General features: G+C 67.1%; 20 protein-coding genes and 1 pseudogene. 7 read left to right on the top strand and 14 right to left on the bottom strand.

The features are described 5' to 3' along the window. Positions 1-303: 303 nt before the first annotated feature. From ACWCQ1_RS38165 to ACWCQ1_RS38130, 8 genes and pseudogenes are all read right to left on the bottom strand, one after another. Positions 304-693: a nuclear transport factor 2 family protein gene (locus tag ACWCQ1_RS38165; RefSeq protein ID WP_390700676.1), complete on the bottom strand. Its 390-nt coding sequence runs from the start codon at positions 691-693 to the stop codon at positions 304-306. 293 nt (positions 694-986) lie between these two features. Further along, a complete protein-coding gene (locus ACWCQ1_RS38160; protein ID WP_390700677.1) occupies positions 987-1,697 on the bottom strand; it encodes a GntR family transcriptional regulator in 711 nt (236 codons plus the stop codon). 290 nt (positions 1,698-1,987) lie between these two features. Next, positions 1,988-2,512, bottom strand: a complete 525-nt coding sequence (locus ACWCQ1_RS38155) for a YbhB/YbcL family Raf kinase inhibitor-like protein (RefSeq protein ID WP_390700723.1) — start codon at positions 2,510-2,512, stop codon at positions 1,988-1,990. Between the two features lie 135 nt (positions 2,513-2,647). Beyond that, positions 2,648-2,923, bottom strand: a pseudogene (locus ACWCQ1_RS38150) (aldo/keto reductase); the annotation flags it as partial. A gap of 91 nt (positions 2,924-3,014) precedes the next feature. Then, a complete protein-coding gene (locus ACWCQ1_RS38145) occupies positions 3,015-4,058 on the bottom strand; it encodes an SDR family NAD(P)-dependent oxidoreductase (RefSeq protein WP_451028433.1) in 1,044 nt (347 codons plus the stop codon). A 545-nt stretch (positions 4,059-4,603) separates the two neighbouring features. After that, positions 4,604-5,599, bottom strand: a complete 996-nt coding sequence (locus tag ACWCQ1_RS38140; protein WP_451028432.1) for a quinone oxidoreductase family protein — start codon at positions 5,597-5,599, stop codon at positions 4,604-4,606. 8 nt (positions 5,600-5,607) lie between these two features. Next, entirely contained in the window at positions 5,608-6,111 is a 504-nt protein-coding gene (locus ACWCQ1_RS38135) for a nuclear transport factor 2 family protein (protein WP_390700680.1), read from the bottom strand. A gap of 13 nt (positions 6,112-6,124) precedes the next feature. Continuing rightward, on the bottom strand, positions 6,125-6,523 hold the full coding sequence (locus ACWCQ1_RS38130) for a cupin domain-containing protein (protein WP_451028431.1): 399 nt from the start codon (positions 6,521-6,523) through the stop codon (positions 6,125-6,127). 175 nt (positions 6,524-6,698) lie between these two features. On the opposite strand from ACWCQ1_RS38130, the gene ACWCQ1_RS38125 reads away from it, so the two are divergent. From ACWCQ1_RS38125 to ACWCQ1_RS38100, 6 genes are all read left to right on the top strand, one after another. Beyond that, a complete protein-coding gene (locus tag ACWCQ1_RS38125) occupies positions 6,699-7,445 on the top strand; it encodes a GntR family transcriptional regulator (protein WP_390700682.1) in 747 nt (248 codons plus the stop codon). Next, positions 7,442-8,350 (top strand): alpha/beta hydrolase family esterase, encoded by a 909-nt coding sequence (locus tag ACWCQ1_RS38120; protein ID WP_451028430.1) that lies wholly within the window; start codon positions 7,442-7,444, stop codon positions 8,348-8,350. The genes ACWCQ1_RS38125 and ACWCQ1_RS38120 overlap by 4 nt, the downstream gene beginning before the upstream one ends. A 451-nt stretch (positions 8,351-8,801) precedes the next feature. Further along, entirely contained in the window at positions 8,802-9,707 is a 906-nt protein-coding gene (locus tag ACWCQ1_RS38115) for a VOC family protein (protein ID WP_451028429.1), read from the top strand. 240 nt (positions 9,708-9,947) lie between these two features. Further along, positions 9,948-11,270: a Rieske 2Fe-2S domain-containing protein gene (locus ACWCQ1_RS38110; protein WP_451028428.1), complete on the top strand. Its 1,323-nt coding sequence runs from the start codon at positions 9,948-9,950 to the stop codon at positions 11,268-11,270. A 438-nt stretch (positions 11,271-11,708) separates the two neighbouring features. Continuing rightward, positions 11,709-12,422, top strand: coding sequence for an SDR family NAD(P)-dependent oxidoreductase (locus tag ACWCQ1_RS38105; RefSeq protein ID WP_451028427.1), 714 nt, complete (start codon positions 11,709-11,711; stop codon positions 12,420-12,422). Between the two features lie 639 nt (positions 12,423-13,061). After that, on the top strand, positions 13,062-14,570 hold the full coding sequence (locus ACWCQ1_RS38100; RefSeq protein WP_451028426.1) for an MFS transporter: 1,509 nt from the start codon (positions 13,062-13,064) through the stop codon (positions 14,568-14,570). 563 nt (positions 14,571-15,133) lie between these two features. Here the strand turns inward: ACWCQ1_RS38100 and ACWCQ1_RS38095 are convergent. From ACWCQ1_RS38095 to ACWCQ1_RS38070, 6 genes are all read right to left on the bottom strand, one after another. After that, on the bottom strand, positions 15,134-15,850 hold the full coding sequence (locus ACWCQ1_RS38095; RefSeq protein ID WP_390700688.1) for a GntR family transcriptional regulator: 717 nt from the start codon (positions 15,848-15,850) through the stop codon (positions 15,134-15,136). A gap of 134 nt (positions 15,851-15,984) precedes the next feature. After that, entirely contained in the window at positions 15,985-16,701 is a 717-nt protein-coding gene (locus tag ACWCQ1_RS38090) for a GntR family transcriptional regulator (RefSeq protein ID WP_390700689.1), read from the bottom strand. 119 nt (positions 16,702-16,820) lie between these two features. After that, positions 16,821-18,026 (bottom strand): acyl-CoA dehydrogenase family protein, encoded by a 1,206-nt coding sequence (locus ACWCQ1_RS38085; protein ID WP_451028425.1) that lies wholly within the window; start codon positions 18,024-18,026, stop codon positions 16,821-16,823. Between the two features lie 328 nt (positions 18,027-18,354). Next, positions 18,355-19,608: a DUF3500 domain-containing protein gene (locus ACWCQ1_RS38080; RefSeq protein ID WP_451028424.1), complete on the bottom strand. Its 1,254-nt coding sequence runs from the start codon at positions 19,606-19,608 to the stop codon at positions 18,355-18,357. 91 nt (positions 19,609-19,699) lie between these two features. Further along, complete coding sequence (locus ACWCQ1_RS38075) at positions 19,700-20,182, bottom strand: fumarylacetoacetate hydrolase family protein (RefSeq protein WP_451028423.1); 483 nt, start codon at positions 20,180-20,182, stop codon at positions 19,700-19,702. 145 nt (positions 20,183-20,327) lie between these two features. Continuing rightward, entirely contained in the window at positions 20,328-20,702 is a 375-nt protein-coding gene (locus tag ACWCQ1_RS38070; protein WP_451028422.1) for a DoxX family protein, read from the bottom strand. 361 nt (positions 20,703-21,063) lie between these two features. On the opposite strand from ACWCQ1_RS38070, the gene ACWCQ1_RS38065 reads away from it, so the two are divergent. After that, a complete protein-coding gene (locus tag ACWCQ1_RS38065; RefSeq protein ID WP_451028421.1) occupies positions 21,064-21,303 on the top strand; it encodes a hypothetical protein in 240 nt (79 codons plus the stop codon). Positions 21,304-21,361 lie beyond the last annotated feature (58 nt).

Here is a 21,361-nt window from a genome sequence, read left to right as displayed (position 1 = left end):
CCTAGAGACACGCCCTCCAGGCGGACACACGCACGTCCGCCCAGGTCAGACCCCGGATTCGCCTCTCCAGGCCACGGAATTATGTCGAACCCGGGCGTATGTCTCCCGGGCAGGCCTGGCACACGCCGGCATGGGAGACCCTCGTGTGACCTCACGCACTGTCGCCCAGACCGCGCCCGCACACGTCCTCTACTCCGGGCCGGAACGTCGGCGGCGATCCTCCCGGGCGGGCGGGGCTTGCCGCCGGGATCCGATACCCGGTGTGGCCCCGTTCCCGGACCTTGGAGCACGCTCACTCGTGGTTCATGAGGGTGGTAGGCGCCGGGCGAGCTGTAGTTGGGCGAGTTGCCAGCCGTCGTCGGTGCGGACCCAGACGCGGGTGACGGCCTGCTGGATGACGAAGGGGGGTGTGCCGGGCACGAAGGGGATGCGCATTTCCTGCAGGCAGCTGACCGTCGCCGTGTCGGGATAGTGGCGGATGGTGGCCGTGAGGATCTGCACGTCCTCGGGACTCGGGCGTTGCGCCGTGTCGGTGAGGAACTGCTCTTTGTCCTGGATGAGTCCGGCGGGGGAGTGGACGATGGTGAACTGGGGGTGCAGCAGTGCGCGCAGGGGCTCGATGGTGGGGGCGAGCCACGCTGTGAGCAGGGCCGTTTCGGCGTCGTCGACAGTGGTCGGGGGTGGCGTGGTCACGGGTGTCGCCTTTCGCCGGGCGTGGGGTAAGAGATGTGAGGGCTGCGGCCTCGGGAGGCGCAGGGGGTGAACAGTCCGTCGGCGTGTTCGTCGTCGATGGTCGGGTTCTGCGGCGCGGAGCCGAAGCCGCACCCGTCCCGCACCGCATCACGCGTGCGCGAGGCGGATGGGTGATGCGGTGCGGACGCCTCGGGCCCGCTCACGCATCGTTGCCGGAGGTTCCCCCCTCGTGGACACCGCCGCCCCCCTGGTCACCGACGGCGCTCCCTGCGCTCTACGGGCTGGATGGCCGATCATGGCAGTGGCACGATCTCCGTGGTGGTGACCGATGGCCACCGCGCGAGTACCTGCAGGACGCGGTTGTGTGACTGCTGGATGTACTGACGGGCGAGCTCGGCGGCCTTCTCGCCGTCGCGGCGACTGAGCGCCTCGTTCCAACTCGCCATGTACTCGGGGGAGACGGAGAAGATCAAGGTCGAATCGTTGAGCAGCGACAACACCCGTCTCAGCTCGCCGACCACCGGGCGATACGCATTGATGATGTAGGGATTGCCTGTCGCGTTCGTCAGTACCTCGAACATGTCCTCCGCCAGTTCGAGCAGTCGTTGGGTCAACTCGCGGATGGGCAAGTCGGTGGACTGCAGCTCCAGGAACTGCTGACGCGCAGCTACAACACGGTCGAGCTGCTCCTGGGCGGCCTCGGTGACGCCGAGGCGGACTGTCTCGGGACCGAGGAACTCCCAGAAGTTGAACAGGTCGTCGACTCCTCTGATGGTCATCGGTTTGACCTGGTACCCCCGGCGAGGCTGCGTGTGGACCAGCCCTTCGTGGTCGAGTCTCGTGAGCGCCTCGCGGACGGCGGAGATGCCCAGCTTGGTCTCAGCGACGAGCTGGCGTTCGGTGATCCGTTGTCCGGGGAGAAGGCGACACGAAAGGATGTCCTCGCGGAGACGACAGTAGGCGATCTCGCGCAGCGGAAGTGCCACAGGCTCGTCAACGGCCACCGTCTGTCACCTTCGTCCTGGGAAAGATCTCAGCTTGCCCTGTAACTTCGAAATTAGCATCTCTCTCGCACTTGGTGCTGCTTCAATTATGCTGATCTGTCATGTCAGATGCCTCTCATTGGATGGACTGGACGCCTACGCCCACGAGCAGCGCGGCCCAAATCGCGCGTTGGGAGGCGTGCGCTCTTGCGGCCGGCCGACTCCTACGGCAGCGAACGCCTCGAGCTGCGTCAGCACGGGGCGTTCGGCCGGTCGAAGTGACTCCGCATCACCTCGGGTCCTCGCCGTTCCTATGACCGCGCGGCGAACCGTCCGGTCATCACAGCACGGGCGAGTGTGTGCAGGGAGAGGTTGAAGCCCAGGTAGGCCGGGGTGGCGTCCGGGTTCAAGTCGAGCTTTTCCACGTCGACCGCGTGGACGGCGATGTAGTACACGTGCTCGCCTGTGCCGGGAGGCGGCGCGGCACCGACGTAGCGCTTCAGGCGCGCGTCGTTGGCCAGTTGCCACGCCCCCTCCGGTAGACCGGAGCCGGAGTCGTCGCCCGCCCCTGCCGGGAGTTCCGTCACCGATGCCGGGACGTCCGCGACCGCCCAGTGCCAGAACCCGCTCGCCGTCGGCGCATACGGGTCGTACACGGTGACGGCAAAGCTCCTGGTCTCGGCGGGGAAACCCGACCAGCTCAGATGCGGGGAGGTGTCCGTGCCACCGATCCGGCTACTGATCTGCGCGATCGGAAGAACCGCACCGTCCTGCACGTCATTGCTCTTCAGCGTGAACGACGGAAACTTTCCAATTTTGTCGTAGGGAGATTCCATGGTTGTGCCCTTTCGTGTCTGGTTTCCGATCAGAAGGTGGCGGTGTGGTCGCGCCCCACCTCTCGTCCGCAGGACATACCGTGACGGGCCGCACAGCCGCGGTGCTCTGCCCGCGCGGCTTCCCGGTACATCGGGGTCGACGCGGTGCTGGTAGAACAGGTCGATCACGTCGGTGCGGAGCCGCTTCAGGGACTCCTGCGCGACATGGCGGATCTGCTCGGGACGGCTGTTGAGGCCCACGCTGCGTCCGTCCTGGATGTCCCAGCCGAACTTGGTGGCGATCACCACCTGGTCGCGGATCGGCTCAAGCGCCTCGCCGAGCAGCTCCTCGTTGGCGTAGGGGCCGTAGACCTCGGCGGTGTCGAAGAAGGTCACGCCCTCGTCGGCCGCGGAGCGCAGCACCGCGATCATGTGAGGTCTCTGTCGAGCCGCCCCTCACAGGCCTGTCCGAGGCCACCGCCCCGGGATCACGGCTGGACCGGGGCGCTCACACCTTTCGGGACTACTGCTCCTCGACGCCTGCGAGGGCCGCCAGCACTTCAGGCGTCGGCCACAGTGCCTCCTCCACGCCGGCCAGCGCCTGTTGCGCCACCGCCTGCTGCAGAGGAACGTCCGCAAGCGCGGCCTGCAAGGCATCCTGGGTCCAACGCTGGTCGGCGTTGTCGAGGTGACGGCTGATCGACCAGCCGTCAACCACGGTCAGATGGTCCCCGAGGATGCCGAGGATCCGGCCGGTGAAGCGGCAGGACGGCGACGCGAGATACGAAACGACGGCTGCGACGTTCTCCGGGGCCATGCGGTCGAAGCCCTGCTCGACCGGTTTCATGACAGCGGGGGCCACTGTCTCGCTGATGCGCGACCGGGCGACCGGCGCCACCGCGTTGACGCGGACGCCGAGCTCGGCCAGTTCGTCCGCCAAGGCGATGGTGAGGGCTGCGACGCCCGCTTTGGAGGCGACATACATGGGATTGCCGGCATGGGGGAAGAGCCCGACGCCGGACGAGGTGTTGATGATTCTCCGGCCTGGTTGTGGGCCCTGCTCGCGCCAGCGGACGGCTGCCGCGTGGCTGAGGGCGGCTGTGCCGGTCAGGTTGACCGCGATGGTTCGCTCCCAGTCGTGCCGGGAGATGACGTCGATGGCGCCGAAGCGCGTGATGCCCGCGTTGTTGACGACGATGTCGAGTCGCCCGAACGCCTCCAACGCCGCTTGTGCCAGGGCCCCGGCACCGTCCCAGTCCGAGATGTCGGTGGTGTCGGCCACGGCGCGGCCGCCGGCGGCGGCAATGACCCGCACGACGTCCTCGGCGGGCCCACTGTTCAAGTCGCCGTCGCCGCTGAACTCCCCACCGGGATCGTTGACGACCACGGCCGCGCCCTGGCCGGCCAGCTCCAGAGCATGCGCTCTGCCGATGCCCCGGCCCCCGCCCGTGACGATCGCGACCTTGCCGTTCAGGATTCCCAATTTCTTCTCCCTTTCGGTCTTCTTCTTGTTGACGGCGAAAGGTGCCACCCGAGCCCGTGAAGCCGCTGGCTGTGCTGCGGACACGAAAGGGTTGTGTCGGTCACTTCCGTGGCCGCTTCCTCCCGCCCGTCACCCGGTCAGTCGATGGCGGCAGCTCGACGCCAGGGACTGACCGAACGGCCGGACAGGGCGCGCAAGGGTCAGTGCACTCGAGCAGGCGACAGTGCGCAGTGAGAGGAGGCGAGAGGCCCATGGCCGTGTCCACCATGGGTGTCCAGAATGGTGAGATGTCAAATTAGTCAGTCTGATGCATCAATTCCTCCATCACGGAACACGCACGAAGGAGTTTTGTCAATAGCTTCTCGTCAAGTCGGCGGATCGCTGTCGCTGTTCCCTGGTGCTTGGCGGACCAGGCCCACGACTCCCAGGATCGATGTCTCCTGGTGAGTCGAACGACGGAGCCGACCCGCTCACGCGCACGGACCCCGGCCACGCCCGCACCGTTCACTCAGCCCTGCTCGACGTCCTTGGCCGGATCCGCATCCGACCGGCCTCCCGGAGGTGAACACCGCCCGCAGCGAGCGTGCCGCTCAGCAGTCCGGTGGCGGGCTCCAGCCGACTGTCGGCTGCTACGCGACATCCGCCGTGGCGCGCGTCCCGGAGTCGAGGAGCAGCACCTGCTTTCCCCAGCCGGCTCGGTTCGTGAGATTGTGATGCGCTCTCTCGATGTCGCCGAGGTGAAAACGTCCGGTCACCGACGCGTCGAGGACACCGGATTCGGCGAGGTCGAAGACGGCCTGGACACGTGCGCGCATCTCCTTCGCACTGGCGACAAAGTCCCGCAGCGCCGGCCGGCTGAGATATGGCGATCCGAGGAAGGAGAGCCGTCTGAGGTCGAACGGCGGCACGGCCCCGCTGGTGGCGCCGTAGAGAACGACGTGGCCTCGTCGCCTGACTGCCGAAAGGCTCGCTTCAAAGGTGGCCTTCCCGACGCCGTCGTAGACCACGTCAACACCACGACCGGCCGTGGCACCTCGTGCTCCGTCGACAACGTCGTCGTACCAGAAGACGGCCGCGGCGCCCGCCGAGGCAGCCACGTCCGCCTTCTGCGGCGTCGACGCCGTTGCTATGACGCGCGCACCACGATGGGATGCGAGGCGAACGAGGAGGCGTCCGACTCCGCCGGCCCCGGCATGGACCAGGACATCGTGCCCGGGGGCGGTCTCGTAGGCGTCCGTCGCGAGGTAGTGAGCAGTCACGCCTTGCGCTGTCAAGGCCGCGGCAGTCTCCACGGAAATGGCATCCGGTATCGGCGCGACGAGTGCCGACGATACGGCGATCAACTCGGCGAAACTGCCTTCGGCGAGCGGCCACGCCACGCGTTGGCCAAGAGCGAGGTCGTCGACCCCCGGGCCGGCCTCGACGATCGTTCCCGCTCCTTCGACTCCTGCGATGAAGGGAGGAGCCGAGCCGAGCAGTCCGGTGCGCGCGATGATGTCGTGATAGTTCACCCCCGCGGCTTCGACGCGAACCAGCACCTCACCCGGTCCGGGGCGCGGATCCGGGACCTCTTGGAGTTCCACGACACCGGCACCGTTGGTGTCGGTGACGACGACGGCTTGCACGACGGCCCTCAGCTGGTGACGGGCGGGGAGGGCACGAAGTACGCGACCTCGCGACTCAAGAGTCCGTCACGGACATGAAAGTTGTGCATGAGCCGACCCTCCACACGCGCACCGGGCGGGAGCACGGACGGGTCCATCAGACCTTCCGATCCGGGCCCGACGACGTAGCTGATGCGCTGGTCGATGAAGCAGCGCTCCGAAGTGGCATATGCGTCGACAAGAGAACCTTGGAGGTCCTGGAGGACAACGAGCAGCCGGCGGTAGTTGTCGAGCACCGCGGGCTTCCCGCCATAGACGAGGTCGGCGCCCGGGATGTGGAACTCCCACGTGATGTCGTCGCTGTAGAGCGTCGCCAGCTGGTCGAGCTGCTCCGGATTCTCCCACTCGAGATGCCAGTGGACCAGCCACAGCGCGTGCTCGGCCGTACCCTTCGGCGGCTCGGTCCCGGCATCCGGATAGACCTCGGAGCCGGAGGTCACCGTCACCCCGGTCGCGTGTTGAAGCGTGGTCATGCCTGTCTCCTTGTCATCGTTCCTGCGCAGGCCGTGGTTCGCGTTCCAGCTGATGATCTGCGAGTGGCAGATAGTCCTCCCGGCCGGGCGCGAAGACATCGAGAGCGAAGACCGTCTCGGTGCCGAGGACCCGGGCGTCGTGAGGTACTCCCGCAGGGATGTAGAGGCACTCGCCCGGACCGACGACGTAGCGGGCGCGACCGTCGAGGACAAGCTCGAGGGTTCCCGAGAACACGAAGCAGGTCTGGTCGAAGGGGTGCTGATCGGTGGGAACGGGCGGGTGACCAGGGTCGACCCACACGAGCTGCATCAGTGCGTGATCGGCGACGATCGCCGTGCGCCGGAACGCCCCGTCCAGCCCGGCTGCCTTGGGCAACTCGTTGAGCTTCGCGTAGTAGGGCCGACTTGGCACGGGGTCCTCCTTGATCGGCGGCGGGTACTCCCGCTTACTGACAGCATTGAATCTGTATGCAGAAGTAGACGTCAAGAAGAAACTGTCGGCAGTTGCTGGTCTAAGTGTCCACTTTGTGTGCTTAGATGCAGGAGTTTTCATTGCCTGCGACTCTCGTACTGACTACAGTTGTGGCATGCCGAATCAACATCACACACGCGCCGGGTCTGATGCCTCCGCACCTGTGGAACTCGGGGGGGTCGCGTCGGCGTACCGGCGCGTCCGCCACGCGATCCTGACTGGCGAACTGGCCCCCGGTCAGCGCGTGTCGCAGGTGCAGCTGGCTGCTCGACTGGGTGTCGGCCGCCCCACCCTTCGCGAGGCTCTTCGGATGCTCCAGAACGAGGGGCTCATCCAGGCCGAGCACAACCGTCAGGTCCGCGTCGCCCCACTCGAGATGAAGGACTTCGAGCAGCTGTGCGCCCTCCGGCTCGCCGTCGAGCCCATGGCCGTCCGGCTCTCGGTGCCGGCCCTGACCGACCAGGACCTGGTTGAGCTGTCCGCGGCTGCTTCAGAACATCGTCAGCTCTCCGCAGGGTCGGACGCCCAGGCCGCCGCAGACGCCCATCGGCGCTTCCACGCGCTGATGTTCAGCCGTGCCGGCGATCGCATCAGGCGGATGGCCGATGAGCTGTGGCAATCCGCGGAACGGTACCGCTCTCTCATGCTCAGCCGGCAGCAGGATCTGCATGCGGTGGCACGGTTGGCCGAGGCCGACCACGACGCGATCCTCGAGGCGGCGCTCCGACGCGACGGCAAACGCTGCGCCGACCTGGTGGCCCGGCACATCGCAAAGGTCAGTTCGATCACGTTCTCCGTGATCGACAGTGGTCGTGAACCCCATCTGCTCCGGACCGCCGTGGATCAGGCGGTCGCGCAATGAGCCGCTACGCCGACACCGAACGCCGGACCATCCACCACGACGGCATGGACCGTACGTATGCGCTCCACCTGCCGCCGGAACTCGATCAGACAGGGCGCCGAGTCCCGGTACTGGTGGAACTGCACGGCAGTGGCTCACATCCGGAGCAGCAGTTCCGAGTCAGCGGACTGCACCGTGTGGCGGAGGAGCTCGGTCTCGTTCACGTCCTCCCACAGGCCGCCATACCCCTGACCCTCTTCCCCGGGTGGGAGCCCGGCTATGCGTGGAACGTACCCGGCGTACCGCTCCCGCACGCCGATGGTGCCGGTCAACCGCACAGTGCCGACGACATGAGCTTCATCGGCGCATTGCTCGACGAGCTGGATCGTCTACTGCCGCTGGACAGACGACGGATCTACCTGGCCGGCTACTCCGGCGGAGGCCGGTTGTGCTCACACCTGCTGTACGCCAGGGAAGGCTTCGCCGCCGCGGGCATCGTGGCTGGGCTGCGCCGCCCAAGAGGCGCAGCGGGCCGTGCGCATCCGCGAGACGACCGCCCGCATCGCCTGCCGTCCATAGTCGCCTTCCACGGAACCGCTGACCCGGTGAACCCCTTCAAAGGGGGCCCGGACGCCCGCTGGGACGCCGGTGTGTTGGAGACCGCGGCAGCGATCGCCGCCGACGCCGACGCCGAACCCCTTCCCCGGCGCTACCGCGTGAGTGACGGGGCCCGACTGGTCAGGTATGTCGACCCCAGCGGCCACCCGCTCGTCGACCAGTACGTCCTCGAGGGCGGGGTGCACACATGGCCTGGCAGCCACGACGACGAGCACGCTCGACTGTTCGGCGGGATCAGCCGCGAGATCGACGCCAGCGCGATCATGAGTCGTCTCTTCGGAACCACCGCCCTCGGTAATCAGAACTGATCCCCTGCGGGGGGCTGCGTGCGCGGGGCCTCGATTCGATCACCGGCAGACCATGGCTTTCGATCGCCATGGCGCGCAGGCTTGCCCGGACGCGCGGTGAGGGGCGGGTAGGCCCCTGGCCGTAGGCGCTCATCACGACGAATGAGCCGGCAGGAGTGCTTCTTCGGGCGGATCCAGGCCTCGGCGACGAACCTTGGCCCCCTCTGCTCCAGCCGTTCTCGACGCCCTGGTCTTCTGGGGCTGGTCAGTCCTGGGAACTGCGATCAAGGCTAACTGATGTATCTGTTGGCGACCTTGAAATATCACCAACCCCTGCTTACAGTTTATGTGTCTGGCATCTGAGATCTCACTCCGCGAACGTCGAATCGACTCGGCCGCCGTGTGACTGTGAACGAGCGCCCAGGGAGGACCCGTCATGAGCTTGCACGGTATACGGTCCATAGTTGTCGGAGTGCCGAACGTCCAGGAAGTAGCGGCCTACTACGACGAGTTCGGCTTGCGTGAGGTCTCCAGTCCCGGAGACGCCCGTCGGCGCTTCGCAACCCTCGATGGCGGTGAGCAGCTCGCGATCGTGGGCTCCCCCCAGCGCCGTCTCCTCGAGCTGGCCCTGAGGGCCGACGATGAGGACGACCTGGCACGCATCGGCAGTCAGCTGACGGCCTTGAACGTCGCTTACAAGAGGGAGGGGGCGAGTCTCCTGACCGAGGAGCCGAACAGCGGGCTCACCGTCAGGGTCCAGATAACGCCCCGCCTGGTACAGGCGCCCGCGGCAGTGGCTCCCACCAACGGGCCCGGCCGCCCGGACAGGCCGAACGGCCGGGCGGCTGCCGTGACACGCACCACCCGGATCCGCCCTCGCCGGCTGGGTCACCTCATGGTGGGTTCCCTCGACCAGGAGGCATCCCACCTGTTCTTCACCAAGGGCCTCGGCTTCAAGGTGACCGACCACATCGTCGGGCTTGCCTCGTTCCTGCGTTGTTCTTCCGACCACCACAACGTGCTCGTCCAGCAGTCGCCCGTGAGCTACCTGCACCACACTGCCTGGGAGGTGAACGATGTCGACGAAGTGGGCCGGGGTGCGGCGGACATGCTGCGTGGTAACCCGGAGCGGCACATCTGGGGCATGGGGCGCCACTTCATCGGATCGAACTTCTTCTGGTATCTCAGGGATCCCGCGGGAAACTACTCCGAGTACTTCTCGGATATCGACTGCATACTCGAAGACCAGCTCTGGAAGCCGGAAGTCGTTGCCGATGCGACACGGGAATACGGGTGGGCGGAGCCTGTGCCGCCCTCATTCCTCAAGCCGGACGACCTCGCCGACCTCATGATGGGCAACCATTCACCGAAGCGGTAGCCGCCGGTTTTGTCGGTCAGCACTCCGGGGACTGTTGCCCTGCCGACCGGGCCCGCCGAAAAGGTTCTCCGCAGCGGTCTCACCGCGCTTGCTCCCGACAGGTCCGGACCGGGGCAGTCATCGCCGCTTCCGTTCCCATTGGCGGGCAACCGACTACGACCGCTCGATGGTCACGATCTGGTGATCTGCGAAGGCCGGAGCCGGTCCTGCCGTCTGACTTCAATGGAGAAGGAGAGAGATATGACGATCCAGAACTCCGCCCCCGTAACCGGTACCGATACCGATACCGGTACCGGTTACGGGCGGCCGCGGCCTTCGCACGACGCGCGGCTGACCGAGGTCGGCCCGGGGACGCCGATGGGGGAGGCGCTGCGCCGGTACTGGCACCCGGTCGCCAACTCAGGCGCACTGACCAGTGAAGTCCCGCACCGCACCCGGGTGCTGGGGGAGGACCTGATCGTGTTCCGGGACGGTGCCGGCCGGGCGGGTGTGGTGTTCGAGAGGTGCGCGCACCGGGGCAGCAGCCTGTACTACGGACGCATCGAGGAGGACGGAATCCGCTGCTGCTACCACGGGTGGAAGTTCGACGTTCAGGGGCGCTGCCTGGAGCAGGCGTGCGAGCCCGGCCGGGGGCGGCGCCGCGACGTGGCCCGCCAGCCCTGGTACCCGGTCGAGGAACGCTATGGCCTGGTGTTCGTCTACATGGGGCCGCCGGAGCGCAAGCCGCCGCTGCCGCGCTATGACTTCTTCGAGGAGTTGGAGGAGGGCGAGGCGATCTACGCCGAGATCCCCGTCCCCGGGCAGGACGTGACGGGCATGTTCACCGACTTCAACTGGCTGCAGGGCTTCGAGAACGCGTTGGACGCGGTGCATCCGATGTGGCTGCACTACCACCACAGCGGCCCGCAGTTCGACATGACCGGTACGCCCGACGGGCTCCCGCACTCGTTCTTCGACCCCGACACGGCCCCTGCAAAGATCCGGTACGAGCGGACCGAGCGGGGGGCGATGACCGGGCAGCGGTTCGAGCGCAAGGAGCCGGACGGCACGACCGCCGAGGTGGAGATGGTCGTGGAGGTGCAGGTGCCCACCATCATCGCGCTACCCGACACCGCCTGGGCCCACCCCGGCCGGCGTCACGACTGCCTGATCTGGGTCGTGCCGTCCGACGACACGACGACCCGGGCGTTCATCGTCGTCCGGGGGAAGGACATCGAGCGGGTCCTGCACGTGGTCACCGGTATCAGGCAGAACGGGAAGCTGTACTTCGAGCTGACCGAGGAAGAGAAGCAGCGCTTTCCCGGTGACTTCGAGGCCCAGGGCTCGCAGGGCCCGATCACCCTGCACTCGGAGGAGACCCTGGCCTCCGCGGACAAGGGCATCGTGATGCTGCGCCGCATGCTGCGCCAGGCGGTCGATGACGTCGAGGCCGGCCGCGACCCGCAGAATGCCCACCCCGACGACAACGCGCCGCGCAGCACACCGGCTGGTTTCTTCGACGTCAGTACGAAGGCGGCCGGTGCCCTCGCCGAGGCCGGTACCGCTCCTTCGGCTGACTCCTGACGGGCTGATGGCCTGTTCACCATCTGCTCCTCGCGCGTCATCGCGTCGAGTGCCGAACTCGATCCGTGGCCTCTGCGCATCCCGCGCATCCCGGCCTGACAGAGGGATCGCCTGTGACCAGCTGGATGCTCCGTCCCGGAGTTTGTGACGGTTGTGCAGTCCTCGATTTCGGGGTCGTGAACGGGTGAGGGCCCTTCGGGACCGGCGTGGATCACGATTCCCACACCGACCAGAAGGGCCCTGATGGCCCCGCCGTAATGCATCCACTGACGCAACGGCCTTTTCGGGCGGGTGCCGCGTCCGCCAGGACTCTGCTGCCTGGGGCGCGTCCAGGCGGGGTGTACGTCGATTTCGCAGGCGGTCAGGTCCCACCCCGTCCGTCGAATTCTTGTGAGGTGTTGTGTCATGGCTGGACGTCTGGCAGGCAGGATCGCCGTGGTGACCGGCGGCAGTTCAGGAATCGGTCAGGAGATCGCACGCAGACTGTCGTCGGAAGGCGCTGACATCGCGGTTGCCGATGTCAGTCCGGCGGACGAGACGGGCGCGTTCGTGGAAGCGAACGGACGGCGGTTCCTCAGTGCAAAGGTCGACGTGTCCGACGGTGCGCAGGTGAACGCCTTCGCCGCGGAAGTCCGGGACACGCTGGGCCGTGTGGACATCCTTGTGAACAACGCGGTCAATGTCACCATGGGCGACTTCGAGCAGGTCACTTTCGAGGAGTGGACCCAGACCTTCTCGGTCAACGTCAATGGCGCGTTCCTGACGGCCAAGGCATTCCTCGAGGACCTCAAGCACTCCAGCGCGGGCCGGGTGATCAACATGACGTCCTCGAGCTACTGGGTGAGCCCGCCGCCCCTTGTCTCCTACATCTCCGCCAAGGGCGCCCTGAACGGGTTCACCTCCGTGCTGGCGGCGAACCTGGCGGCATATGACGTCACGGTCAATGCGGTCGCGCCGAGCCTGGTCGGGACCGCCAAGGTGCTCCAGCACACGAGCGAGGAGTTCATCGCCCAGACCGTACAGATGCAGGACCTCAGGCGGCTGCAGACGCCTGAGGAGGTCGTCGGCACGGTGGCATTCCTCGCGTCCGACGACGCAGCGTTCATCACCGGCCAGATCATCGCCGTCGACGGGGGAAGCACCCGCCGGTGAGCTGACCACGCGCAGGCCGTAGCCCGTGGGCCGTGACGCTCAGGTGCGAGGTGGCCGCCGAACCTGGAGCGAGCCGCCTCTGAACACCAGGCCACGGTCAGCGCGCCACTGGCGGGCAACCACACCCGTCGGCGCGCCGGGAACGAGGGCTTCGACCGGGACGGGGCGGATCCGTGGGAGCCGGAGGGTGCGGCTCCCTCCGGCTACCCGACCTACCTGCACCGGATCGCCGGCGGGGCGTCATTGCCGTCCGGGGTTCGGCAACTACCCCAACTGCTTGCCGGGACTTCGTGCTCCAGCGCAGCGGCGACATCGGATCGCCCTGTTCGTCCGGCTTCGCCGGCTTCAGCAACGCCGGCACCAGGAAGGGCTCTCTTTCCCCCGGGCCGAAGCGTGGTTCAGGGCCCAGGTCGACACCGTCGCCGACATGCTCGGCGGGCAGTTTCCTCATGGCAGGCATTGCTGCCGGAGGCCAAGAACGATCTGACAGCCCACCCAGGGCACGGCGGAGAGTCCCGCCTTGGGGATCCCCGCCGATAGATGTCAATTTCAGAGGAATGATAGTTCAGTCCAACCAATTGACATCTCAGAATGGTGACTTGATATTTCAAGAGTCCCAACGTGGCGTTCCAATAATTGATGCGTTCGGAGGACCTCTTGAGTTCCGCTCCCGTCCCCGCAGGTAAGGGCACCTTCCGCAGTGTTGGATGGACTCCGCGGCTTGCCCTGTCCCTGATCTCGCTGGTCTGCCTCGTCGAATCTGCGTCGTTCACCAATGTGAGCACCGCCATCGCGATTCCCAAGATCACCAACCACTTCCACACCACGCAGAGTGGCTGGCTGCTGACGGCCAACTTGCTGGCCGGAGCCGCGTCCGCCCCCCTGCTCGGCAAGCTCGCCGACCTGTACGGCAAGCGCCGGATGATCTGGATTTCGCTGGTCGTGGCCGGCCTCGGCGAGATCCTCGGCGCGACCGCGACCGTGTTCTGGATGATGATCGTCGGTCACATTCTGCTGGGCCCGCTCACCGGCCTGCTCTTCCTGTGCTACTCGCTGATCCGGGATGTCTATCCGAAGAAGCTCGTTCCTTTCGCCGCCAGCGTGTCAGTGACGGGCATCGGGATCCTGCTGGTCGGTGCGCCCATCGTCATCGGCGTCCTTCTTGATCACCTCGGGTTCCGCTCGCTCTACCTGTTCAACCTCTCATGGCTGGTCGTGATGGGGACGCTCATGCTGCTGACCACCCCGGAGACGGGCGTGCGCCGTCCCGCGCGCATCGACGCGATGGGCATGCTCCTGCTGGCCGGCGGTGTCACGCTGATCCTGCTCCCCGTCAGCAAGGGCGCGGAGTGGGGGTGGGGTTCGGCCCGTGCCCTCGGCCTGATGATCGGCGGAGTGGTCGCGCTCGGGGTCTACGTGGTCGTAGCGCTCCGGATTCCTGAACCGGTGCTCAACCTGCGGCTCCTCGTCGGCCGGACCCTCCTGCTCGGGGTACTGGGCGGGGGCGTGGCCTATGGTCTCGCAGCGATCACCACTACCCTGGTGGGGTTGCTGGCGATGACGCCCAGGCACCTGGGCGGCAGCTACGGCCTGGGCTTGTCGGCGACCGAGTACGGCCGCCTTGTGCAGGGCCCGTTCGCGCTCGCCGGTGTCGTGGGCGGCGTGCTGGTCGGCGTGCTGGTCCGGCGGACCGGCCCCAGGCTGATGATGTACATCGGCCTGGGCCTGCTCACGTCCGGCTCGCTGGCGCTCATGCTCGCGCACGACACGGTTGGGGAGCTGCTCGTCGGCGCCGTGCTCTTCGGCCTCGGGCTCGGTTGGGCGACAGGCGCCGTGCCGAACCTGGTCATCGCAAGCACGCCGGTCTCGGAGCAGGGTTCGATGTCGTCGGCCGGCGGGCTCAGTACCGGCGTCATCGGCGCCACCATGACCACTGTGGCGTTCGCCATCATGACCTCCACCGCCACATCCCCGAAGCCCGGCGTGCTCGTCTACGGCGACTCCGGTATCTCGACCAGCCTGCTGGTCTTCGCCGCCCTCGCCTTCGTCACCCTGCTGATCGGTGCGACCCTCCTTCGCCCAGGCGACAGGGGTGCGACTGAGGAGCGCGCGGCGGCATCCGCCCAGGAACCCGCCCTACCCGTGTGAGGCAACGGTCTTGCCGTGGCGATCACCAGGCTGACCGCCACGGCAAGACCGGTTGTGATATGGCCCGCCGTAGCAGCGACCTTCCAGCCGTGGTCGCGATGCGCTGATTCCGCCGTCCGCGACTGCGGCCCAGGAACGGCAACGAGCGATGGGCCTGCCACCACCAGGCCGGATACGACACCGTCCTGGAGTTCCCCGTTGCTGGTCGCGTCACCGTGCTGTGCTGACGAACGGATGGCTCCTGGCGAGGTCCTGCCGGGTCGGCACCGCCTTGCCTCGGTGCGGGCATGCAAGGGACCGAGGGCGCTCGGCGTCGCGACGGCGTGAACCGGGCTTGGACTGTCCATCCGTTCGATCAGTGTCATTCGTCGCCGGCAGCGACCATGGGGCGAACGGTCTCCCCCTCGCCAGACCGCGTCGGACGGAAGGCTGGGGCAGGGCGAGCGATCGGCTGAGCCCGGACAGGCCGGTCGGATGCCACCGAGATGCGGTCTCCAGGGCGAACATGGCAACAGGTGGACCGGCATCACGGACTCTGCTGTTTCAGCCTGCCTCGCCGTAGGTCAGTCGCGCACCGAGGTGATCTCGCTGGTGACGACCGACGGCCAGCGGGTCAGGATTCTCAGGACGCGCGTGTGCATGTCGCCGATGTAGTCGCGGACACGTGTCGCGGCGGCGTCACCGTCGCCTCGTTCGATGAACCCGATCCACTCCGCGTCGACCGGCGGAGTCGGCACCGAAGTATCGGCCTCGGCCGCGATGAGCGCCAGGACGCGGATGATGTCGTTCTGCAGCCGTTCGTGCACCTTGATGAGGTACTCGTTGTCGGTCGCCGCCACAAGGCAGCCGAAGGCCGCGGGGACCGTCTCGATCGTCTGCAGGGGCTGCTCGTCGGCCTCGCCGCCGGTCGGGTTGCTGCCGGGGAGCGCCGCGGAGAACGCGGCGACGATCTGCCGGCGCTGTTCGGCGGTGGCGTCCTGCACGCCGAGCCGGACGGTCTCGGGTCCCATGATCCGCCAGAGTGTGAACAGATCGTCGACGGACTTCAGGGTGAGCGGGGTCACCTGGTAGCCCTTGCGGGGCAACGTCCGCACCAGGCCCTCGTGGCTGAGGCGGGCGAGCGCGTCACGGATCGGGGAGATGCCGAAGCCGGTGGACTCGGCGAGCGAGCGTTCGGTGAGGCGCCGGCCTGGGGCGATCCGGCAGGACACGATGTCGGCCCGTAGCTGTCGGTAGGCGGCATCGCCGAGGGACAGTGGTTCGGACGAGGGCACTGACACGTTACTCGCTCCCGGCGATCGAGAAACTCGGTGATATAGCAGCACGCCGATGATACCGCTTACGCACGAACGTCGGGAGCCCCGGGCAGCTCCCGTGAAATACGCCATCCAGCGGCGTGGTGTGGGCGTAGGCTTCAGCGTCGCAGCGGAATCACCACGCCGTCGCCGCTCTTCGTCCGGTCGGTGAGCAGGCGCAAGGCCGACGCGCGGGTTGCTCCCGCGATCTGGCGGGTCAGCCGCATGACCCCGAGCGTGTCCCGCCGGTCGATCGCCGAGTGCCATGTCACGCCCGCGGCCCGGAGTGTGTCGACGCAGTCGGCCGAGATGAGGATCAAGGTCAGGACACGCCACAACTCGCATGACAGCGACCGGTAGACCTCCATGAGCCGGTCGTTGTCGGCGGCGCTCGCGACCAGATCGAAGGTCTCTTCGGTGATGTCGATGAACCGGACGACCCCGTCCCGGTCCAGCGGGCCGGCCAGCAAGGCGTTCCCGTCCATCATCAGCTGTCGCAGCTGGGCGGCCTGCTTCGGGTCGGCCCGGCTGGTGCCCAGCGCGGCCATCTCCGGGCCGACCAGTGTCCAAACGGTGAACAGATCGTTGACCGACTTCAGGGTGAGTGGGGTGATCCGGTACGCGTGGGGGGCGACCACCTGGACCAGGCCGTCACCCACGAGGCGCGTCAACGTGTCGCGGACCGGGGACAGCCCCAGTCCGAATGCGACGGCGCTGGCGCGCTCGTTGAGCGGCTGGCCGGGAGGCAGCTCGCCGGTGATGATCCGGGTCCGCAGCGTGCGGTACACGGCCTCGGACGGCCGGGCCTGCGTCGCCGGTGCACGTCTGTCCGCCATGGTCCCGCCTTTCGGGCGAACGTCGCACTGCCGGTGCGGCGTGCCACACCGGCGTGGCCTAGCGAACGTCATGCTACGACGGCGTTGCTGAAGTGTCACGGCCCGGGTAACGGAATATTTTATGCGAAGCGGCGGAGCTCACGCCGCGCCAGCGACATCTTGTGGACCTCGTCCGGCCCGTCGGCGATACGCAGCATGCGGGCCTGGGCATACAACTCGGCCAGGGGAAAGTCCTGGCTCACACCACCGCCGCCGTGAGCCTGGATCGCATGGTCGATGACCCACGTGGCCATCCGCGGTGCGGCCACCTTGATACCCGAGATCTCGACAGCCGCGCCGCGGTTGCCGACGGTGTCCATCAGCCATGCCGTCTTCAGCACCAGCAGACGGGTCGTCTCGATACGTATGCGTGCTTCCGCCACCCACTCCTGGAAGACGCCCTGCTCGGCGAGCGGTTTACCGAAGGGAGTGCGCTCCTGGGCGCGCACGCACATCAGGTCGAAGGCGCGTTCGGCCATGCCGACCAGGCGCATGGCGTGGTGGATCCGGCCGGGGCCGAGGCGTGCCTGGGCGATGGCGAAGCCGCCGTGCAACTCGCCCAGGAGGTTCTCCCGAGGGACCCGGACATCGTCGTACAGGATCTCGGCATGACCGCCGTGACCGCTGTCGGAGTACCCGAACACGCTGGTCGACCGCAGGACGTTCACCCCGGGGGCGTCGAGCGGGACCACGACCATGCTGTGGGTACGGTGGTGTTCTCCGCCCGGATTAGAGCGGCCCATCACGATGGCCACCTTGCAGGCGGGGCTCATCGCGCCGCTGGACCACCATTTGCGGCCATTGATCCGGAAGGCGTCCGCGTCCTCAGTGATCAGGGTGTCGATGTTGTTCGCATCGGAGCTGGCGACCAGAGGCTCGGTCATCGAGTAGACGGAGCGGATCTCACCGTCGAGGAGGGGCTTGAGCCACCGCTTCTGAATGGACGGCGTGGCGAAGTGCGCGAGGATTTCCATGTTGCCCGTGTCGGGCGCGGAACAGTTCAGCGCTTCCGGCATGATCCACGGGCTTCGACCGGTTATCTCGGCGACATGTGCGTATTCGAGGTTGGTCAGGCCCGCGCCCCGCTCTCCGGGGAGGAAGAGGTTCCACAGGCCGCGGTCACGGGCGGCCTTCTTGAGCTCCGCCATGACCGGCGGTGTGTCCCACGGGCCGATCTCGGTCTTCTGCTGCGCGTAGACCGGTTCTGCGGGGATGACGAACTCGTCCAGGAACTGGGTGGCTCGTAGCTTTAGATCCCGGATCTTCTCGGTCTCCGTGAAATCCATGGCTGTTCTGTCCTGTCCTTTTGATCGCGCGCTCAGCGGCCCGTACCCGCCTGCGGCGGGTTGAGGCGAACTTGTCATAGGGCTTTTCGGGCCTGGGACCGACAGTGAGGCGATCGGTCAGCCGTGGCCGGGGCGGATGGCGGCGCCGACAGACGACACCCTCCTCGACCTCTTCATCGCTCTCCCCTCGTCACGGGACATGTGGCCTGCTGAGGCGAGTTGGACCCCTGGTCCGGCGGAGGGCCGTCCCTGACCTGCGGATTCCGGCGCATTGATCGGCTACACCACGGCGGGACGCCATGGGGCAGTGGATCGCGAACACCCTTCCCTAGACGGGTCCTTGGAGACGGTGCGGAGTCCCCGTCGCGCGCCGGACGAGTTCGGCTCCGTAGTCGTTGCCGTTCGGCGTTCGGACGACGGTGTGAGTGTGGAACTTCTCAGGCTCCGTGTTCGCGAGGAACACGCCCGCGTGGTGGTCGAACTCGACGAGGACGACCGGGCTCTGTACGCGGTAGTAGAACGTGTCCTGGTCACCGCGTCCGCCGATCCAGCAGAAGTGGGTCTCGTCGAGATGGCGGCGGACGTCCGCCATCCGTGCCTTCCTGGGCCCGTCGGGCTGGTAGTCGAGGAAAAGGGCCACCAGATCGATGAGCGCCGCCCGCTGGGCCGGGTGGAGTTCTGTGCCGGGGACCCCTTCGTAGGGGATGACCCGGTTGTCCTGGAACGCTCCGGCCAGGTGGAGTTCGTCGGCGGGGTGCAGCCGCCCTGGGGGCATGTCCGGGTCCCGCTTCTGGTGGAACAGCACTGCCTGCTCGGCCTGGCCGGGCGTCAGGTTCCTGACGAAAGCGAGCCCTGCCCGTTCCTGTTCGTCGAAGAGTGACAGTCCCTCGTGCTCGCCGCGGTCGACGAGGTTGGGCTCGGAACCGAAGAAGACCGGCGTGAGCACTTGCCGGCCGCCGATCAGCAGGCAGTTGACGGCCAGGTGGTGCCCCCAGAGGTTCCAGCCCCACGGCTCGGTCACGGACGGGGTGCCGAAGATGTTGATGTTGTAGCTGTGCTCGTTGAGGATCCGGGGCAGATCGACGAGCTCGCCCAGGAACCCGTTGACTCTCATGATGTCCCGGACCTTTCGGTAACCCGCGGGGCTCAGACACGCCGCGACGAGCCGGAACACCTGATCGCGAATCTTCTCGTCGACCTCCTCCAGCCGGATGCCGAAGGGGTTGAGGCAGAACTCCGGGTTCAGCCAGGCCCGCCACACCCGGCTGTGGAGGGGGTGCAGGACGCGGCTCTGTTCGTCGGGGCCGAGCATGCCGAGGAGTGCGACGGCGGCATCGACCGCCGCGTTGTTGTCCGCGCCCTCGTCGCGTTCGGTGCCGAAGAGCTCCGGCACGGTCCGGCCGTCTGTGGTGATACCACGGAATTCCGTGTTCTCGAACAGCTCCGTCCATGCCGAGGCGACCTCGTCGGCCACCGGGTTCTGCCGCACGGCGTCGAGATAGGTGTACGGATCACACGATCGGAACGCGCTCAGGCGCGGATGGTCGAGCGGGAAGAGGTGGTCGCGGAAGTCACTGGACATGTCGCCTCCGGGAGTGGGGGTGCGAGACAGCACCGGCTCGCGCCCCAGGAGCATCCGGCCCACCCGCTTGACGCTCCCGGAACGTCGGGCCCTACCTTGCCACAGGTCCTCTCGGTGGTCCACTGGTCCATTTTGCGGACCGAAGGTTGAAATGAAGAGTGCAATGACAGCGACAATGGAGTCCGCCGCGCTCGGCTCGGCAGGGGAAGGTGACTACTCCTGCCTGGAGAAGACCGCAGGAACAACAGCGTCCACGTCGAGCGGTTCCCCGAGAGGGGATTTCGACAATGCTCCCCGCCCGTGATCGTGTTGCGCGGATCCCGAGGCGCCCGACCTCGGTCTCCACCACATCGCCTGGCCGCAGCAGCCAGGGAGGCCGGCGGGTGTAGCCGGAGGGGGTGCCGGTGCTGAGCAGGTCACCGGGATGCGGCGTGGGGGTGCGTGAGATGGCCGGCATCTTGCCCGCGCGGTGGATCATCTGGCTGGTGGAGCCGTCCTGGACGGTCCTGCTGTTGACCCGTGCCCGCACGTGAAGCCCGTTCCGCAGGTCACCCGCCTCATCGACCGGCGCCATAGGGCCAGCTGGCCGGAGTGGTCGGCGTCAGCCCCGGAATTCGTCAACTGTGCGGGTCTCGTGAGGTCTTCTCGACGAAGCCGCCTCGTGGCCGGTGCGGCCGGAGAGCTGCTGAGTGTCGGCCATGGAACCCGTGCGGACGCGGTCAGAACTGGTACGGCCCGAAACGGCCCCACGCGACCACGGCCAGCAAGGCTATGAAGTGAAGGTTCACAGCGGCCTTCGCGGTTTCGGAGCGACGGAGGTGGACAACGGACCCACCTCCGGCCAGCAGGATGCCGCCGAGAGCGGCCAAGGGAGTCAGTACCGGCGCGATGTCGGTGGCACCCGGGAGGATCAGGCCGAGGCCCGCCAGCACGTCGAGCAGCCCGATGAGCTTCACAGAGGTGTCGGAGAAATCCTCGGCCCAGCCGAAGGCGGTTTTGGCGAGCTCTTCTCTGTCTCGCAGGATCTTCATGGCCCCGAACACAACGAAGGACGCGGCCAGATAGGCCTGGAAAACCCACAGCAGCACGTTCACGAGTACCCCAAGGCGGTGCAGTGTATGTTCAAATTTGGACAAGCGCACACTAGCACTTGATTTGCATTTCAAACACCGCTGTGCAGCATTGATCCGGGCAGCCGAGGCCATGCCGCCTCAACTGCCGGGCCCTGGGCTCCGCTTGGACGAACGTGGTCTCGTGCCCGGGCACAGAACATGGTGTTGTTGTCCCCGACGTCTCCGGCGCAGGCGGGAGGACGATCGGGAATCGAGCCCGGGAGGCATCGTGGGACGCAGTGGGGTGTTCAAGGGACGAGGAGTCAGCCGCTTCAACGGCTTGATCGTGAGGCTCCGTTCGTCGGACCGGTGGGGGAGATGGGTCCGTCGCCATCTCACCGTCGTGAAGTACACGGGGCGGCGGTCGGGACGAACGTTCAGCACGCCGGTGGCCTACCAGCACAAGGGCGGCATCGTCACCATCGCTGTGGCCTTCCCCGACGCCAAGAACTGGTGGCGCAACTTCACGGGGGACGGTGGCCCGATATCGCTCGAGCTGGAAGGGGCGGACAGAGAAGGCCACGCCGTGGCCCAGCGAGACGACAAGGGCCGCGTCCTCGTCACCGTACGGCTGAACGACTGACACGGCACAACACACCGGCAGGCGAAGTTCGCGGAGCGGCGTCGGCGACCGGCACGAC

Source organism: Streptomyces sp. NPDC002144 (genome assembly GCF_053593695.1).
Note: the sequence above shows the minus strand (reverse complement) of the source record. Positions and strands in the feature narration are given on the sequence as shown.

Bases quoted from the DNA above. Each gene is read 5' to 3' on its own strand.
- ACWCQ1_RS38155 (WP_390700723.1), bottom strand. From the start codon at position 2,512: ATGGAATCTCCCTACGACAAAATTGGAAAGTTTCCGTCGTTCACGCTG.
- ACWCQ1_RS38135 (WP_390700680.1), bottom strand. From the start codon at position 6,111: ATGACCACGCTTCAACACGCGACCGGGGTGACGGTGACCTCCGGCTCC.
- ACWCQ1_RS38125 (WP_390700682.1), top strand. From the start codon at position 6,699: ATGCCGAATCAACATCACACACGCGCCGGGTCTGATGCCTCCGCACCT.
- ACWCQ1_RS38120 (WP_451028430.1), top strand. From the start codon at position 7,442: ATGAGCCGCTACGCCGACACCGAACGCCGGACCATCCACCACGACGGC.
- ACWCQ1_RS38110 (WP_451028428.1), top strand. From the start codon at position 9,948: ATGACGATCCAGAACTCCGCCCCCGTAACCGGTACCGATACCGATACC.
- ACWCQ1_RS38100 (WP_451028426.1), top strand. From the start codon at position 13,062: ATGCGTTCGGAGGACCTCTTGAGTTCCGCTCCCGTCCCCGCAGGTAAG.
- ACWCQ1_RS38090 (WP_390700689.1), bottom strand. From the start codon at position 16,701: ATGGCGGACAGACGTGCACCGGCGACGCAGGCCCGGCCGTCCGAGGCC.
- ACWCQ1_RS38085 (WP_451028425.1), bottom strand. From the start codon at position 18,026: ATGGATTTCACGGAGACCGAGAAGATCCGGGATCTAAAGCTACGAGCC.
- ACWCQ1_RS38080 (WP_451028424.1), bottom strand. From the start codon at position 19,608: ATGTCCAGTGACTTCCGCGACCACCTCTTCCCGCTCGACCATCCGCGC.
- ACWCQ1_RS38075 (WP_451028423.1), bottom strand. From the start codon at position 20,182: ATGGCGCCGGTCGATGAGGCGGGTGACCTGCGGAACGGGCTTCACGTG.